Source organism: uncultured Shewanella sp., from assembly GCF_947497935.1.
Taxonomy (GTDB): Bacteria; Pseudomonadota; Gammaproteobacteria; order Enterobacterales; family Shewanellaceae; genus Shewanella.
Genome location: NZ_CANMIO010000021.1, coordinates 25,088 through 41,696 on the forward strand (window position 1 = coordinate 25,088; position 16,609 = coordinate 41,696).

Sequence of the window (16,609 nt, forward strand, 5' to 3'; positions counted from 1 at the left end):
GCACTACATATATAGGTAACACAATGACTCCCGCTATCGACCTGCTCGTTAAACACAAGATTGCCCATCGAGTACATGAGTATCAACATGACCCGTCTTGCCAAGCATACGGCTTAGAAGCTGCAGAGAAAATCGGTGTCGCGCCAGAGCTCGTATTCAAAACCTTAGTGGTTAAGTTAGACGGTAAGCAACTCGCAGTTGCTATTATTCCAGTAGCAGAAAAGCTCAGTATGAAGTTAATAGCAAAAGCAGCCAAAGCTAAAAAGGCTGTGATGGCCGAAGCAATGGAAGTACAGCGTAGTTCAGGCTATGTACTCGGAGGTGTCAGTCCCTTAGGACAAAAAAGACAATTGCCAACTGTAATAGATCAATCTGCTGCGACTCTTGCAAAAATGTTTGTGAGCGGCGGACGCCGCGGACTGGATATTGAGCTCGCGCCAGAAGATATAAAGTTATTACTTAAAGCCCAGTTTGCCCCTATCACAGCAGAATAGATGCTATTCATCTAGAGTGTTCCACGTGGAACACTCTAGATATCTAAACGACCCTAAGCTCACAAATTATGCCTAGCGGCTTGGATAAACTAAAACGCTGGAGTAATATTAGCCACTTCTGTTTAATCGTTCTGCCGAGGAAATATGAACGACCAATTTAACGCAGCACAACATCAACTCGACGCTTTAGGCCTACGCTGCCCAGAGCCAGTAATGATGGTGCGTAAGTCAGTAAGACGCATGAACGAAGGTGAAACACTGCTTATTATTGCAGATGATCCAGCAACGACCCGCGACATCCCAAGCTTTTGTGAGTTTATGGATCATACCTTAATCGCTAGTCAAACAGAGTCAACGCCTTACCAGTACCTTATAAAGAAAGGTCTTTAGTCATTCACCATCAAATTAGATAAAAGGAATTATCATGGCCAAATTAATCGGAATCGCATTTAAAACCGAAAAACGTGGTCAAATGATTACGGTTGAACAAGCTCAAGTGACCCAAGCTAAAGGTGTTGAAAACGACATCTTTGGCCGTCCAGGTAAGCGCCAAGTTACAGTGATCTCTATCCAGCAATGGCAGCTTGCCTGTAATGATGTCGGTAAAACCTTACCTTGGTTTACCCGCAGGGCAAACTTACTCGTCGATGGAATCAGTTTCTCTTCTGAAGATCTAGGTAAGCAACTTGTCATAGGCGACCTCATTTTAGAGATTACTGGTGAGACAGATCCTTGTAAGAAAATGGAAATGGCTTATCCGGGGCTCAAACAAGCATTATTGTCTGACTGGCGCGGTGGCGTAACCTGTCGAGTGATTACAGGTTCAAATATTAAAATGAATGACAATGTCACTTTAATTTAATCCTTTTATTCTTGCCAAAGACTGAGTAGTAGCTCACTGCTCAGTACAGTCATTCCCTGCTTACTTGTCAGCATTTAACTCAAGCAACTCACTGGTAAGTTTCGTTGAAACCTAATGTTTCTAGTAAGCTAATCCTTAGTAAATCCTCACTCGTATCAAGCCAATATTAACTTAACTAATTGAAACAGATTTTTTGTTTTACTGTTAAGCAATTTGTGCGATAACTGTTGCACAAATTAATTTCCAATTAAGCACTACCACTAACAATCTATAAACGAGATCCAAAACGACTCCTTTAAAACGATAACAATAATTAGGATTATCATGCTAAAGAATAAGCTCACCCCCCTATATGTCGCTATTGCATTGAGCTTTAGTATTCCCAGTATTGCTGAAGAAGATAAAAATGCATGGCAAGTTAACTCGCCAGCAAACGCCCCATTAGAACAAATTAAAATTGAAGTCGATGAAGGTACCTGGATGAACGTCAGTGTTAGCCCAAATGGCAAACATGTGGTGTTCGATCTACTTGGTGATATCTATCAAATGCCAATGGATGGTGGTGAAGCTAAGCCATTAGCCAAAGGCATCGCGTGGCAAATGCAGCCCGTTTATAGCCCTGACGGTAAATACATTGCCTTCACCTCTGATGAAGATGGTGGCGACAATATCTGGATAATGGAAGCTGATGGTAGTAACCCTCGTCCAGTCACTAAAGAAACATTCCGCTTATTGAATAGTCCTGCATGGAGCCCTGATGGCCAATACCTAGTAGCACGCAAACACTTTACTGGTAGCCGAAGCCTAGGTGCTGGTGAAGTATGGATGTATCACGTTGCTGGCGGCGATGGTGTGAAGTTAACTGAACGCCCAAATGAACAAAAGGATTTAGGTGAGCCAGCCTACTCACCAGATGGCCGTTATATTTACTTTAGCCAAGATGCGACGCCGGGTAAGACCTTCCACTACTCAAAAGATTCAGTAAAAGGCATCTATAAGATCAAGCGCTACGATACGCAAACTGGCGACATCGAAGTGTTAATCCAAGGGACTGGTGGCGCAATTAGACCAACGCCAAGCCCTGATGGAAACAAGCTTGCCTATATTAAGCGTGATGGTTTCCAGTCATCACTCTATTTGCTCGATCTTAAGTCGGGTGAAACCGAAAAGCTGTACGGCGAGCTAGACCGAGACATGCAAGAGACTTGGGCGATTCATGGTGTATACCCAACCATGAGTTGGACAGCCGATAATGATGAAATCGTATTCTGGGCTAATGGTAAGATTAATAAGCTCGATGTTGAATCTAAGTCGGTAGAGCAAATTCCATTTTCGGTTAAGACTGAGCGCGCAGTTCAACCTGCAGTTCGCTTTACACAAAATCTCGATAAAGATGTGTTCGACGTGAAGATGCTGCGTATGGCGCAGGTTTCACCTGATGGTAAAAAAGTCGCCTTTGAAGCTCTAGGTAAGATTTGGGTTAAGAGTTTACCCGACGGCAAGATGTCTCGACTCACCAAGCTAGATAGTGATCTACGTGAGCTATTCCCACAGTGGTCACGCGATGGAAAGAAAGTCGTATTCACCACTTGGGATGACCAAGAACAAGGTACTGTTAGTTTAGCTACCGTGCGCAATAAACGTGTAAAAGTATTAACTGAAGAGCCTGGAAAATACGTAGAACCCACCTTCTCACCAGACGGTGAGACAGTGGTTTATCGTAAAGCTAAAGGCGGTTACATCACTCCACGCACTTGGTCACAAGAAACAGGTCTTTACCAAGTCGATATCGATGGCGATAACAATACTAAGATCACTTCAACGGGGTACCAACCACAGTTTGGCGCCGATAACGACCGCGTCTACTTTATGGAAAGTGGTGAAACACCGCAGCTCGCTTCTATTGGAGTCAATGGTTTTGAAAAGCGCGTACATTACACCAGTAAACACGCCACCGAATTCAGAGTATCACCAGATGGTAAACAACTTGCCTTTGCCGAACGTTTCAAAGTGTTTGTTACCCCATTTGCTAAGCATGGTGAAACGATTCAAATCGGGCCTAAGGCCAGTAATCTTCCAGTTGAACAATTAAGCGTACGCGCCGGTGAAAGCATTAGCTGGAACACTGATAGCAACCAGCTGTACTGGACACTAGGGCCTGAACTTTACCAAGTTAACGTTGATACTCATTATCAACAACAAGCAGAAGATGCTGAAGTATCTAAAGCTGAGCCAACCATTACCGATCTTGGCTTCACCCAACAAGCTGATGTTCCACGTGGAACAATTGCCTTTGTTGGTGGCAATATCATTACCATGGAAAATGATGAAGTCATCGAAAACGGCACTGTAATCGTTAAAGACAACCACATCGTTAGCGTTGGCCCAGCCTCGGTTATTGATATTCCAAGCGATGCTAAGATCATCGATATCAAGGGCAAAACTCTGATGCCAGGCTTATTTGATGCCCATGCTCATGGTGCTCAGGGTGAGAATGAAATCATTCCGCAGCAGAACTGGGAGCTCTACTCTAATCTGTCTCTAGGTGTTACAGCTATTCACGACCCATCAAATGATACCACTGAAATATTTGCAGCTTCAGAGCAACAGAAAGCCGGTAACATTGCTGGCCCACGTATCTTCTCAACCGGTACAATTTTATATGGCGCGAACCTACCAGGTTATACCTCTCATATAGATTCACTCGATGATGCAAAATTCCATTTAGAGCGACTAAAGAAAGTCGGTGCTTTCAGTGTTAAGAGTTACAACCAGCCACGTCGTAACCAACGTCAGCAAGTTATCGCAGCAGCTCGTGAACTTGAGATGATGGTAGTGCCAGAAGGTGGAAGCTTGCTTCAGCATAACCTGACGATGATCGCGGATGGCCACACAGGTATAGAACACTCACTACCTGCAGCAAATATCTATGACGATATTAAGCAGTTCTGGGGCCAAACCGAAGTTGGCTACACCCCAACGTTAGTTGTTGCCTATGGTGGTATCTCTGGTGAAAACTACTGGTACGACAAAACAGATGTTTGGGCCCACCCTCGTCTGTCGATGTACGTACCATCAGATATTCTAGATGCTCGCTCAATGCGTCGCCCAACGGCACCCGATGAACATTACAACCACTTCAACGTAGCTCGGGTAGCCAATGAGCTAAATGAAGTCGGTATTAAAGCTAACATTGGTGCTCACGGTCAGCGTGAAGGTTTGGCTGCTCACTGGGAAATGTGGATGTTTGCTCAAGGTGGCATGAGTAATATGGAAGTGCTAAAAACCGCAACCATCAACCCAGCTAAGCACTTTGCAATGGATCATCAAATTGGTTCAATCAAGCAAGGCAAGCTTGCCGACTTAATTGTTATCGATGGTAATCCTCTGGAAGATATTCGCGTAACCGATCGCGTAACTTATACCATGGTTAACGGTAAACTGTTTAATGCTGAGACTATGGAACAGCTAAATGGTGGTTCTAAAAACAAGGGTAAGCAGAGAGAGACTTTCTTTTTTGAGAAATAAGTTTGCTTTTAAAATTTAAAATCTGGCTAACTTAGCTGCGATTTTTTAATTTTAGGAAAATTATTTTTTGATCCAAAAATCAGCACTTTTAGCCTAAAAATGACAAAAGGATGTTCCATGTGGAACATCCTTTTTTATTTTAAGAATGTGTCAGTGCTGTGGACTATGACTCTTTCCTGATTTCCTGAGAAAATTTATATATCACTTAATTGACGGGCTAAAACCCGACCTGCAAAAATCAAATTATTACGCCTTTGCCGTGAGTGAGCTTGCGAACATTCTGTCATCAGTGAGCCTAGGTGACGTAGTCACGTTCCCTAGGCCGCAGGCCGTTCGTCTTTGCCTTTCCTAGTCCCTAGGACCTATCTCAGCATTTCCTCATAGCGAAGCGCCCTATTCTTTGCTTTACCTAAGATCTAGTACCTTCTTCACCATAACAAAAACAATCTGTGGTGTGGTCATTAACCATGCCTACAGCCTGCATAAAGGCATAGCAAATAGTGGGGCCGACAAAGTTAAAACCCATCTTCTTTAAAGCCTTAGACATAGCTTCTGACTCTGGGGTCTGTGTCGGTAGTTCGGCCATGGAGTTAAAGTGATTAGTCTTAGGGCATCCGCCAACAAAACTCCACAAAAACTCTGAAAAATCATAACCCTGCTCAACATACGTCATGTAGCCTTTGGCATTTTTTATGATGGAATTAACCTTAAGCCTATTACGAACAATACCTGGGTTAAGCATTAGTTCTTCAACTTTAGCATCATCAAAAGTTGCGATAACTTTAGGATCAAAATTAGCAAATGCAGCCTCGTAATTTTGTTGTTTCTTGAGGATAGTAATCCAAGATAATCCGGCCTGTTGACCATCGAGACAAAGCTTGGCAAATAGCTCTTGGCTATCAAAAACAGGCCTTCCCCACACCTTGTCATGGTATTCCAGATAGATGGGATCACTACCAACCCAACCGCAACGCGTTACTTCCATAGTCCAATTCCTAATTTTTTAACCAACCAGATAAAAAATAACCTACATAAGCGTAATTCTACAAGGTATAATCGACACCATTTTCTATTAAGGCTTCCAGGCAGTAGACAAGCGGATATGACGACGAAACACGACGTGAAAACATTCCAGGGCTTCATTATGACCCTGCAGGAATACTGGGCGCAGCAAGGTTGCGCAATCGTTCAACCATTGGACATGGAAGTAGGCGCTGGTACATTCCACCCTATGACATTCTTACGTTCATTAGGCCCAGAGCCAATGAGCAGTGCCTATGTTCAACCATGTCGTCGCCCAACTGACGGCCGTTACGGTGAAAACCCTAACCGCTTGCAGCACTACTACCAGTTCCAAGTAGTACTTAAGCCATCACCAAGCAACATTCAAGAACTCTACCTAGGCTCACTAGAAGCCGTTGGTGTTGACATGAATGTGCATGACGTTCGCTTTGTTGAAGACAACTGGGAATCACCAACACTAGGTGCTTGGGGTCTAGGTTGGGAAATTTGGCTTAACGGTATGGAAGTCTCTCAGTTTACTTACTTCCAGCAAGTAGGTGGATTAGAGTGTAAGCCTGTTACCGGTGAGATCACTTATGGTCTTGAGCGTCTTGCTATGTACATTCAAGAAGTAGACAGTGTTTACGATCTTGTATGGACTGACGGCCCTATGGGTAAAGTCATGTACGGCGATATCTTCCATCAGAATGAAGTTGAGCAATCAACTTACAACTTCGAACATGCCAATGTTGAAGTACTTTTCAAGATGTTTGAAGACTGCGAACAAGCTTGCGAGCGTTTACTGACACTAGAAAAGCCACTTCCACTACCTGCCTATGAGCAAGTAATGAAAGCCTCTCATGCATTTAACCTGCTTGATGCTCGCCACGCTATTTCTGTTACTGAGCGCCAGCGTTATATCTTACGCGTTCGTACCATGGCTAAAGGCGTAGCTGAATCTTACTATCAGGCCCGTGAAGCACTTGGCTTCCCAATGTGTAAGTAGAAGGAATAACAGATGAATTTTGAAAACTTACTCATTGAAGTAGGCACTGAAGAGCTACCACCAAAGTCACTACGTAAACTAGCTGAGTCTTTCTTAGCTAATTTTACTGAAGAGCTAACTAAAGCAGAACTGAGCTTTGAGTCTGCAGTATGGCACGCAGCGCCACGTCGCTTAGCGATTTGCATCAACCAACTTGCGCTAGCACAAGCTGATAAAGTGGTTGAAAAGCGCGGTCCAGCGGTTGCTCAAGCTTTTGATGCCGATGGCAACCCAACTAAAGCCGCTATGGGCTGGGCTCGTGGTAACGGGATTACAGTTGAACAAGCTGAGCGTCTAAAGACTGATAAAGGCGAATGGTTACTACACCAAGCGCGTGTTGTTGGTGTTGAAACTAAGAGCCTTATCGCCGATATGGCACAACGCTCATTAGACAAGCTTCCTATTCCAAAGCCAATGCGTTGGGGTAGCAATACCACGCAATTTATCCGCCCTGTTCACACTGTAACTATGCTACTGGGTAGCGAAGTGGTTGATGGCGAATTACTAGGTATTAAGTCTGATCGCGTTATTCGTGGCCACCGCTTTATGGGTGAATCTAGCTTTGAGCTAGATCATGCAGACAACTACCTTGTTGCACTAAAAGAAAAAGGTATGGTTCTAGCGGATTACGAAGCACGTAAAGCGATCATCAAGACTGACTCTGAAGCAGCTGCGGCTAAAATTGGTGGCGTTGCAGATCTTGAAGACGACTTATTAGAAGAAGTGACTTCACTCGTTGAGTGGCCTGTTGTGCTTACAGCAAGCTTCGAAGAAAAGTTCTTAGACGTACCAGCAGAAGCCTTGGTTTACACCATGAAAGGTGACCAAAAGTACTTCCCTGTATTTGATAAGGCCGGCCAACTGCTACCTAACTTTATCTTCGTGACAAATATCGAATCTAAAGATCCACAGCAGATTATTGCAGGTAACGAGAAAGTGGTTCGCCCGCGTCTTGCCGATGCTGAATTCTTCTTTGAAACCGATAAGAAAGACACACTAGAAGCTCGCCTTGCTAGCCTAGAAACAGTTATTTTCCAAAAGCAACTTGGCACAATTAAGCAACGCGTTGAGCGTATCTCAGCTATGGCAGGTTACATTGCTACTAGCATTGATGCTAACAGCGAAGAAGCAGCTCGTGCGGGTCTATTATCTAAGTCAGATTTGATGACTAACATGGTAATGGAGTTTACAGACCTTCAAGGCACTATGGGTATGCATTACGCACGCCTAAACGGTGAAACTGAAGCGGTAGCCGTTGCACTGTCTGAGCAGTATAAGCCTAAGTTTTCTGGCGATACCGTACCAACAGCGCCTATCTCTATCTGTGTGGCATTGGCTGAAAAGCTAGACACACTAGTAGGTATCTTTGGTATTGGCCAAGCACCTAAAGGCGCTGCAGACCCATTCGCACTTCGTCGTGCTGCAATTGGTGTGCTACGTATCTGTTTAGAGAACAATTTACCGCTAGATCTTGTTGACCTAATTGCTAAGGCACAAGAACTACACGGTGAGAGCCTCACTAACGCTGATGTTGCTGATCAAGTGCTTGAGTTCTTTATGGCTCGCTTCCGTGCTTGGTACCAAGATCAAGGTGTGAGTGTAGACGTGATTTTAGCCGTATTGGCTCGTCGCCCTACAGCTCCAGCTGACTTTGAGAGCCGCATTAAAGCCGTTGCTCACTTTAGAACGCTTGAGCAAGCGTCTGCTCTAGCTGCTGCTAATAAGCGTGTCTCTAACATTTTAGCTAAAGTCGAAGGCGCGCTACCCGCAGCTATCGACGATAAGCTACTTGTTGAAACCGCTGAAAAAGCACTTGCCGCTAAACTTGCTGAACTGCAACCACAATTAGCACCGCTATTTGCTGCCGCAAACTACCAAGAAGCATTAGCATTACTTGCTAACCTTCGTGAAAGTGTTGATACCTTCTTCGAAGATGTAATGGTAATGGCTGATGATGAAGCCCTTAAGAATAACCGCCTAGCGCTACTTTCTAGCCTACGTGAGCAGTTCTTACATGCTGCAGATATCTCGTTACTTCAGTAAGTAACTAGCAGATATAAAAAAACGCGCCTTTCGGCGCGTTTTTTTGTTTGTGAAACTCGATCATTCAAACTTACTTAAAACTGCACAAGTTTGTGATGCATTTGCTCAAAGGTTTCACTGTCTATAGCAGCATCAAATAGCAACTTATCTAACTGCTCAGGCTTTAACTTACCTGCTTCAAATAGCATAGAGCATTCACTGATAAGGTTCGCTCGCCAAACAACTTCAGCAAGGCCACCAGCAGGCTTAGAATCAACGATAGCTAAACGACTCAGTTCTGCTTCAAATAATGAAGGTAACTCCCAATAGCGAGCCAGTAACGCGCTTAAACTCAATGATTTTGCCGTCATCACCTGTCTAAACAGGCTTGAACATGGCTGCTCACCTGGTTCGGCTTGTTTAAAGGCTTCTAACAATAGTTTGAAAATCGCTATCTTACCCACATCGTGTAGCAGTCCAAGCAGAAAAGCAGTATCAGGATCATCTTGAGAGAGCTCACTGGATAGATAGGCAACCTGCATAGAATGGCGCCACACTTGGCTACCGAAACGGCGAAAGTAGATAGGTTGGATATCGATGACTTTACGCATCATGGCGGTGGTAACAAAACGCCTCATCTGCTCTCGCCCTAACTGCACTAGCGCCAATTGTAAGCTGGTGATCTCTTTGTCACTGCGCTTAAACAGTGGAGAGTTACACAGCTTTAGCACCTCAACACTCAATACCGGATCCCTCTCGATTAAAGATAATAGCGCTTTGGTATCGCTATTCTCATCCGCGAGTTGTTGATCTAATGCCGCTACTTGAGTCGGTAATTTTAAAACCCTTTCAGCAATTGCTTTTGGGGATGACAATGCCGCTTCAACCCGCCTAAATACATTCTTCTCCAACTCGTTTGCCGTACCACTCAGCTGAGTACTTGGAAATAATAGGCTATAAAACAAAGCAGAAAGATCAATTGCCACTTCTGGTGGGCAACTTTGTTGCTGCATAACACGATTAGTGTTCGATGCGATGGGTGTTTGCCTAGGATGAAACTGCTCCATTGAACCACTGAAGCTCTTCGGCTTTTCTATGACAACTTGCTCTCTGATATTAAACAGTTTTTTTAAGGCTTTACTAATCAATTTATTATGACCGGAGACGATTTAATAACAAAAAAATCGGTGCATATAGCACCGATTTTACTCAATCATTAAGTTTAGCTATAAAAACAAACTTAAACGTCGAGGTTAGCCACATTCAGAGCATTGGCTTCGATAAAGTCACGACGTGGCTCAACCTGATCACCCATTAAGCAGGTAAATAGTTGGTCAGCTGCAATAGCATCTTCAATGGTAACTTGCAGCATACGGCGTGACTCTGGATCCATTGTAGTTTCCCACAACTGCTCAGGGTTCATCTCGCCCAATCCTTTATAACGCTGTATGTATAGGCCACGCTTAGATTCGTTCATTAACCAATCTAATGCTTCAACAAAACTTACAACGTCTTTAGTGCGCTCACCACGTTGTACATAGCCACCATCTTCAACTAGACCGTTGATTTCAGAGCCCATCTTAACGATACGCTGGTAATCAGTAGACTGGAAAAAGTCATATGAGAACATGTAGTGAGTATCGATACCGTGCTTACGAATAGTAATCTTAGGTAGATAAACTTGACGTTCTGGATCAAGAACTGGCTCAGCACTGTATAAAATGCCGCCTGTTTCTTTATCAATTAAGTCAGCTACAAATACATCAGCCCAAGCTTTAACCTGTGCTTCGTCGCTCAGCATCTCATTAGTGATTGCTGGGTGATATAGCATTAAATCAGTAATGTTAGTTGGGTAACGTTGCTCTAAACGAGCAATGATAGCTTCCACTTCACGATACTGATTAACCAAACGCTCTAGCGGCTGACCAGACATACCTGGTGCGCCTTGCGAAGGATAGATATTGGCATTATCTAGCGCCTGAGTCGTTAGGTACTCAGTTAATGCTGGATCATCTTTCAGATACTGTTCTTGCTTACCTTTCTTAACCTTGTATAGCGGAGGCTGTGCAATATACACATAGCCACGCTCGATAAGCTCAGGCATTTGACGGAAGAAGAAGGTCAACAGCAAGGTACGAATATGCGAGCCGTCGACGTCGGCATCGGTCATGATAACGATGTTGTGATAACGGGTCTTATCAGGGTTATATTCGTCACGGCCAATACCACAACCTAGTGCAGTGATCAGCGTTGCCACTTCTTGCGAAGATAACATCTTATCGAAACGTGCTTTTTCTACGTTTAGGATCTTACCCTTTAGTGGAAGAATAGCTTGGTTCTTACGGTTACGACCCTGCTTGGCGCTGCCACCAGCTGAGTCACCCTCCACTATGTAAATTTCAGAAAGACCAGGGTCCTTCTCTTGGCAGTCTGCAAGTTTACCAGGCAAACCACCTAAATCTAATGCGCCCTTACGACGAGTCATTTCGCGCGCTTTACGAGCCGCTTCACGAGCACGAGCAGCGTCGATAATCTTACCAACAATTAACTTAGCTTCGTTTGGATGCTCCATTAGGTAATCACCTAATTGTTCACCCATGGTCTGCTCAACAGCAGACTTCACTTCACTGGAAACTAACTTATCTTTAGTCTGAGAACTGAACTTAGGATCAGGAACCTTAACAGAGATAACTGCAGTTAGACCTTCGCGAGCATCATCACCCGTTGCAGCAGTCTTACCTTTCTTATTAAAGCCTTCACGTTCCATATAGTTGTTCAAGTTACGTGTTAGTGCACCACGGAAGCCCGCTAAGTGAGTACCACCATCGCGCTGTGGAATGTTGTTGGTAAAACAGAAAATGTTTTCCTGGAAGCCATCATTCCATTGCATAGCAACTTCAACGGTAATACCGTCTTCACGCTCTTGAATAAAGTGGAATACTTCTTTGTTTACCGGTGTTTTGTTAACGTTCAAGTAGTCAACAAATGCACTGATACCGCCTTCATACTTGAAGAACTCATCACGGTTATCACGCTCGTCAACCAGACGGATACCCACACCAGAGTTTAGGAATGATAATTCACGAACACGCTTGGCTAGAATATCGAAGTGGAACAGGACATCAGAGAAGGTCTCTGCACTTGGCCAAAAACGGATTTCAGTACCCGTCTTAGTCGCTTCACCAATTGCGGTAATTGGCGCATCTGGTACACCGTGAGTGTAAAACTGCTCATATACCTTGCCGTCACGACGAATAGTCATCTGCAGCTTAGAAGATAGTGCGTTTACAACCGATACACCTACACCGTGCAAACCACCCGATACTTTATAAGAGTTATCATCGAATTTACCGCCGGCGTGAAGTACAGTCATAATAACTTCAGCAGCAGAGATACCTTCCTCTTCGTGGATAGATACCGGAATACCACGGCCGTCATCTCGAACCGATACTGAACCATCGGCATGAATGGTAATAATGACGTCGTTACAATGGCCCGCTAACGCTTCATCGATAGAGTTATCGACTACTTCGAATACCATGTGATGTAGACCTGTACCATCATCGGTATCACCGATGTACATGCCTGGTCTTTTACGTACCGCATCAAGGCCCTTTAGAACCTTAATACTCGAAGAATCATAACTATTCTCTGACATATTATTCTCTCGTCGGTTATTCAATTACCGTTACACGACCCTGTTCCACATGGAACATCTTAGTTGGCGGCGTGATTAACGAATCCACTATTGCTGCAGGCTCAATAGCCGTGACAAAAACTTGTGCCCCTGTATCCGCTAATTGCTGTAACAATAGTTTTCTATGCTGTGCATCCAATTCCGATGGAAGATCGTCCACCAGATAAATACTTTTTTTATCTATTTGTTGTTTGAGCAACTTTCCCTGTGCAATGCGTAATGCACAGACTAACAATTTCAGCTGACCACGAGATAAAGCATCTTGCGCAGGTAGTGTCCCTACCCGCAAACGTAAATCAGCTTTATGCGGTCCACTGACGGTATAGCCCGTGGCTAAATCTCTAGGATATTGCGTCTCGAGTAGCTGAGCATACTCGGTTTTTGCATCCCATCCTCGAGTAAAAGAAACCTTAACATCTACCAGAGGTAAAAACTCTCCGATTATACCCTTAAGTAGCTCATTTAACGAGTCTACATATTGCTTTCTTATGTCGGTTACCAGTTCAGCATAACGAATAAATTCTTTATCCCAAAATTGAATCGAACTATAGGGCGAACCATCTCTGAGTAACTGATTTCGCTGCTTTAAAATTCGACGTACATTCACCCATGCAGCATAAAAACGTGGGTCAGAATGAAATGCCCCCCAGTCGATGAACTGACGCCTAGACTTTGGCCCTTCAAACAACAGCGAAAAACTCTCTGGAGTGATCACCTGGATCGGTAATGTTTCGGCTAACGTCGATAAACGCTTTACTTTATCACCATTGATTTTAACTTCAATATCACCGCTTCTAAAACGACGCAAACCTATCTTACTCTGCTCGTCAGCGCTTTCCATATTGGCAAACAGAGTCAATGCGTCATCGTCATTCTTAATAACACGTTGGGAAAGATGGCTTCGAAAGGAGCGCCCCATGCCGAGGAAGTAAATTGCCTCTAAGATACTGGTTTTGCCACTACCGTTTTGACCATAGATTAAGTTCAGCCCCTCACCCGGCTGCAGTTGTGCAGAAGATATATTACGAAAAGATTCGATATGGAGACGACTAAGACTCATTGATGACCTTTATTACAACGGGGGGAGTGTTTTACTGAGTCACTTAGGTTAACTAGATAAAGTGTATTTAACGCCTTTATCTAGTTAACCTTAAGTCAAGATAGAAAAGAGTCGGAGACTACAAACGCATTGGCATAACAACATACATAGAGTCTTGTTCTATGTGGTTGTCAATAAGCGCACTTGAGTTACCGTCTATCAAGGTAATGCGTACATCATCTGAAGGTAGGTTGTTGAGTACGTCGAGTAAATAACTGACGTTAAAACCTATCTCTAATGGCGCATTTTCATATTCTACATCTAAGATCTCTTCCGCTTCTTCCTGTTCAGGATTATTAGCGGTGATCTTAATTAAATTGTTTTCCAGCTGCACACGTACGCCACGGAACTTCTCGTTCGACAGAATAGAAGCACGCAGTAACGCTTGCTTTAACTGCTGACGGCTAGCAATAACTATCTTGTCGCCACCTTTTGGCAGCACTCGACGATAATCAGGGAAACGACCATCTACCAATTTACTGGTAAATACCGCAGTCGCCGTCGTCGCTCGAATGGCATTATCACCAATTGCAATCGTCACGTCGAGATCATCAGCCTCGAATGAGCGCATCAATTCCAATACGCCTTTACGCGGAACAATCACTTGCTTTTCAGGCAGTGATGCCTCGATCATACGATGGCTCAATGCCAAACGGTGGCCGTCAGTCGCAATCGCGCGCAGTACATTGCCTTCGGTTTCCAATAACAGGCCATTAAGGTAATAACGTACGTCTTGGTTAGCCATTGAGAACTGTGTCGCATCTATCAGCGACTTCATGGTACCTTGCTTCAGGGTAAACTCTATCTCAGCTTCAAAAGCATCAACATTTGGATACTCTTCAGCTGGCAAAGTCGCCAAAGTAAAGCGACTACGACCCGAACGTAACAACAGACGGTTTTCTTGCTGTTCTATTTTAAGCTCTACCTGATCCGGCAGTGACTTAACAATATCTAAAAACTTCTTCGCTGGAACCGTTGTACGGCCCTCAAGGATCTCACCTTCTAGCTGAACTTCGCCGACTAATTCGACCTCTAAATCGGTTCCAGTCAACTTAAGTGAGTGATTACTCACTTCAACTAAAAGGTTTGCCAGTATAGGCAAGTTATGCCGCCTTTCTACCGCACCGCTGACTAATTGCAGCGGTTTGAGTAAGGCGTCCCTATCAATTGAGAATTTCATTGATTCAATATCCCTGCTCTTAAGAAGATAAAGTTCTTATCAAGTTAGCATAATCTTCTTTAATGTCATGACTTTCTTCACGTAACTGTGCAATTTTACGGCATGCATGTAAAACAGTTGTGTGATCACGACCACCAAAGGCATCCCCAATCTCAGGCAAGCTCTGGTTAGTTAACTCTTTCGATAACGCCATTGCCATCTGTCTTGGGCGCGCCACACTACGTGAACGACGCTTAGATAACATGTCAGCCATCTTTATCTTGTAGTATTCCGCTACCGTTTTCTGAATATTATCGATAGTGACCAACTTCTCTTGTAGAGCAAGTAAGTCTCGTAGCGCTTCACGCACAAAGTCGATAGTAATCGGACGGCCGGTAAAGTTAGCGTTAGCAATTACACGGTTCAGTGCACCTTCAAGCTCACGTACGTTCGAACGTAAACGCTTCGCAATAAAGAATGCGACTTCATCGGGTAAGTTAATGCCGCTCTCTTGTGCCTTGCGCATCAAGATCGCCACACGGGTTTCTAATTCTGGCGGCTCAATAGCAACCGTCAGACCCCAACCAAAACGAGATTTAAGGCGATCTTCAACACCATCGATCTCTTTCGGGTATTTATCCGATGTCAGAATGATCTGATGATTACCTTCTAATAAGGCATTAAAGGTATGGAAAAACTCTTCTTGAGATCTATCTTTATTCGCGAAGAATTGGATGTCATCGATAAACAATGCATCAACGCTACGGTAGTAACGCTTAAATTCTTCGATAGCGTTATTTTGTAACGCCTTAACCATGTCTTGCACGAAACGCTCAGAATGCATGTAAACCACTTTTGCATCTGGCTTATTCTTAATAATGCCATTACCAACAGCGTGCAATAGGTGAGTCTTACCTAAACCCGTGCCACCATAAAGGAACAATGGGTTATACGCACCACCAGGATTTTCAGCCACCTGCAAAGCAGCCGCTTTACCTAATTGGTTTGATTTACCTTCTACGAAGTTATCAAACTGGTAAGTCGGATTAATATTACTGCGGTGATTAGCATTCGCCATAGGCTCTGCATGCGGAGTATTAAAAGAAGGCTTAGTGACTTCTCTACTCGCAGGTCTGCTAGTTCTTATTGCCGCTGTGGCCTGAACAACAGGTTTAGCCGAAGGGCGGCTACCTATATCGAAACGCAAACTTGGCGCATCGCTACCCATTTGTTCAGTAAAAAATTGGTTGATGATATTTAGGTATTTGTCCCTAACCCAATCCAACACAAAACGATTAGGCGCATAGATGACGAGTGTGTCGCCTTCCATTTCTGCTTGTAACGGTCTTATCCACATACTGAATTGCTGAGCTGATAGCTCATCTTGCAGCCTTGCGATACATTGTTGCCAAAGTGAAACCGCCACTGTAGTTATCCCCAAAAGATCATACAAAAGAGGCCTATTCTATAGTGAGATCACGCTGATCGCTATCCTTTAAATATATTTATCCCCAGATAGATCAACTAATCATTAAGATCTCGATCCAAAAAGATCCCTTGCGATCAAAAAATATTGATGAAGCGACAAATCCAGCTTTATAAAGCGATCCAGATCGATCTATAATACAAACCCTTCGATCTGTTTTTTGATCGACCAAACCACAAGATGTAGTGGTAACTCACAGAGTTATCCACACATTA

Annotated in this window: 12 protein-coding genes; 6 read left to right on the plus strand and 6 right to left on the minus strand. The window is 43.9% G+C overall.

The features are described 5' to 3' along the window. Positions 1-23 precede the first annotated feature (23 nt). The 4 genes from ybaK to Q1A86_RS18225 all read left to right on the plus strand — a co-directional run bounded on the left by ybaK (position 24) and on the right by Q1A86_RS18225 (position 4,884). Positions 24-494, plus strand: coding sequence for a Cys-tRNA(Pro) deacylase (ybaK, locus tag Q1A86_RS18210; RefSeq protein WP_299809810.1), 471 nt, complete (start codon positions 24-26; stop codon positions 492-494). A 144-nt stretch (positions 495-638) separates the two neighbouring features. Continuing rightward, on the plus strand, positions 639-884 hold the full coding sequence (tusA, locus tag Q1A86_RS18215) for a sulfurtransferase TusA (RefSeq protein ID WP_239892955.1): 246 nt from the start codon (positions 639-641) through the stop codon (positions 882-884). Positions 885-918: 34 nt separating this feature from the next. Then, positions 919-1,356 (plus strand): MOSC domain-containing protein, encoded by a 438-nt coding sequence (locus tag Q1A86_RS18220; protein WP_299809828.1) that lies wholly within the window; start codon positions 919-921, stop codon positions 1,354-1,356. Between the two features lie 324 nt (positions 1,357-1,680). Further along, on the plus strand, positions 1,681-4,884 hold the full coding sequence (locus Q1A86_RS18225; protein ID WP_299809831.1) for an amidohydrolase family protein: 3,204 nt from the start codon (positions 1,681-1,683) through the stop codon (positions 4,882-4,884). 409 nt (positions 4,885-5,293) lie between these two features. Here the strand turns inward: Q1A86_RS18225 and Q1A86_RS18230 are convergent, their stop codons facing one another. Further along, on the minus strand, positions 5,294-5,869 hold the full coding sequence (locus Q1A86_RS18230) for a DNA-3-methyladenine glycosylase I (RefSeq protein ID WP_299809834.1): 576 nt from the start codon (positions 5,867-5,869) through the stop codon (positions 5,294-5,296). A 117-nt stretch (positions 5,870-5,986) separates the two neighbouring features. On the opposite strand from Q1A86_RS18230, the gene glyQ reads away from it, so the two are divergent. Both glyQ and glyS read left to right on the plus strand, forming a co-directional pair. Beyond that, positions 5,987-6,892: a glycine--tRNA ligase subunit alpha gene (gene glyQ / locus Q1A86_RS18235; RefSeq protein ID WP_220764157.1), complete on the plus strand. Its 906-nt coding sequence runs from the start codon at positions 5,987-5,989 to the stop codon at positions 6,890-6,892. Between the two features lie 12 nt (positions 6,893-6,904). Further along, complete coding sequence (glyS, locus tag Q1A86_RS18240) at positions 6,905-8,974, plus strand: glycine--tRNA ligase subunit beta (protein ID WP_299809840.1); 2,070 nt, start codon at positions 6,905-6,907, stop codon at positions 8,972-8,974. 74 nt (positions 8,975-9,048) lie between these two features. Here glyS and Q1A86_RS18245 read toward each other — a convergent pair whose 3' ends face one another. From Q1A86_RS18245 to dnaA, 5 genes are all read right to left on the minus strand, one after another. Then, the gene (locus Q1A86_RS18245) at positions 9,049-10,020 is read right to left on the minus strand and encodes an HDOD domain-containing protein (protein WP_299809843.1); all 972 of its coding nucleotides are present in this window, start codon (positions 10,018-10,020) and stop codon (positions 9,049-9,051) included. A gap of 173 nt (positions 10,021-10,193) precedes the next feature. After that, entirely contained in the window at positions 10,194-12,611 is a 2,418-nt protein-coding gene (gene gyrB, locus Q1A86_RS18250) for a DNA topoisomerase (ATP-hydrolyzing) subunit B (protein WP_299809845.1), read from the minus strand. A 16-nt stretch (positions 12,612-12,627) separates the two neighbouring features. Further along, positions 12,628-13,710 carry a DNA replication/repair protein RecF gene (recF, locus tag Q1A86_RS18255; RefSeq protein WP_299809847.1) on the minus strand — a complete coding sequence of 361 codons (1,083 nt, stop codon included), beginning with the start codon at positions 13,708-13,710 and terminating at the stop codon, positions 12,628-12,630. Between the two features lie 118 nt (positions 13,711-13,828). After that, a complete protein-coding gene (dnaN, locus tag Q1A86_RS18260) occupies positions 13,829-14,929 on the minus strand; it encodes a DNA polymerase III subunit beta (RefSeq protein ID WP_202723630.1) in 1,101 nt (366 codons plus the stop codon). A gap of 19 nt (positions 14,930-14,948) precedes the next feature. Then, on the minus strand, positions 14,949-16,334 hold the full coding sequence (dnaA, locus tag Q1A86_RS18265; protein ID WP_299809856.1) for a chromosomal replication initiator protein DnaA: 1,386 nt from the start codon (positions 16,332-16,334) through the stop codon (positions 14,949-14,951). Between the last annotated feature and the right edge of the window lie 275 nt (positions 16,335-16,609).

Bases quoted from the DNA above. Each gene is read 5' to 3' on its own strand.
- ybaK (WP_299809810.1), top strand. From the start codon at position 24: ATGACTCCCGCTATCGACCTGCTCGTTAAACACAAGATTGCCCATCGA.
- tusA (WP_239892955.1), top strand. From the start codon at position 639: ATGAACGACCAATTTAACGCAGCACAACATCAACTCGACGCTTTAGGC.
- Q1A86_RS18220 (WP_299809828.1), top strand. From the start codon at position 919: ATGGCCAAATTAATCGGAATCGCATTTAAAACCGAAAAACGTGGTCAA.
- Q1A86_RS18225 (WP_299809831.1), top strand. From the start codon at position 1,681: ATGCTAAAGAATAAGCTCACCCCCCTATATGTCGCTATTGCATTGAGC.
- Q1A86_RS18230 (WP_299809834.1), bottom strand. From the start codon at position 5,869: ATGGAAGTAACGCGTTGCGGTTGGGTTGGTAGTGATCCCATCTATCTG.
- glyQ (WP_220764157.1), top strand. From the start codon at position 5,987: ATGACGACGAAACACGACGTGAAAACATTCCAGGGCTTCATTATGACC.
- glyS (WP_299809840.1), top strand. From the start codon at position 6,905: ATGAATTTTGAAAACTTACTCATTGAAGTAGGCACTGAAGAGCTACCA.
- Q1A86_RS18245 (WP_299809843.1), bottom strand. From the start codon at position 10,020: ATGGAGCAGTTTCATCCTAGGCAAACACCCATCGCATCGAACACTAAT.
- gyrB (WP_299809845.1), bottom strand. From the start codon at position 12,611: ATGTCAGAGAATAGTTATGATTCTTCGAGTATTAAGGTTCTAAAGGGC.
- recF (WP_299809847.1), bottom strand. From the start codon at position 13,710: ATGAGTCTTAGTCGTCTCCATATCGAATCTTTTCGTAATATATCTTCT.
- dnaN (WP_202723630.1), bottom strand. From the start codon at position 14,929: ATGAAATTCTCAATTGATAGGGACGCCTTACTCAAACCGCTGCAATTA.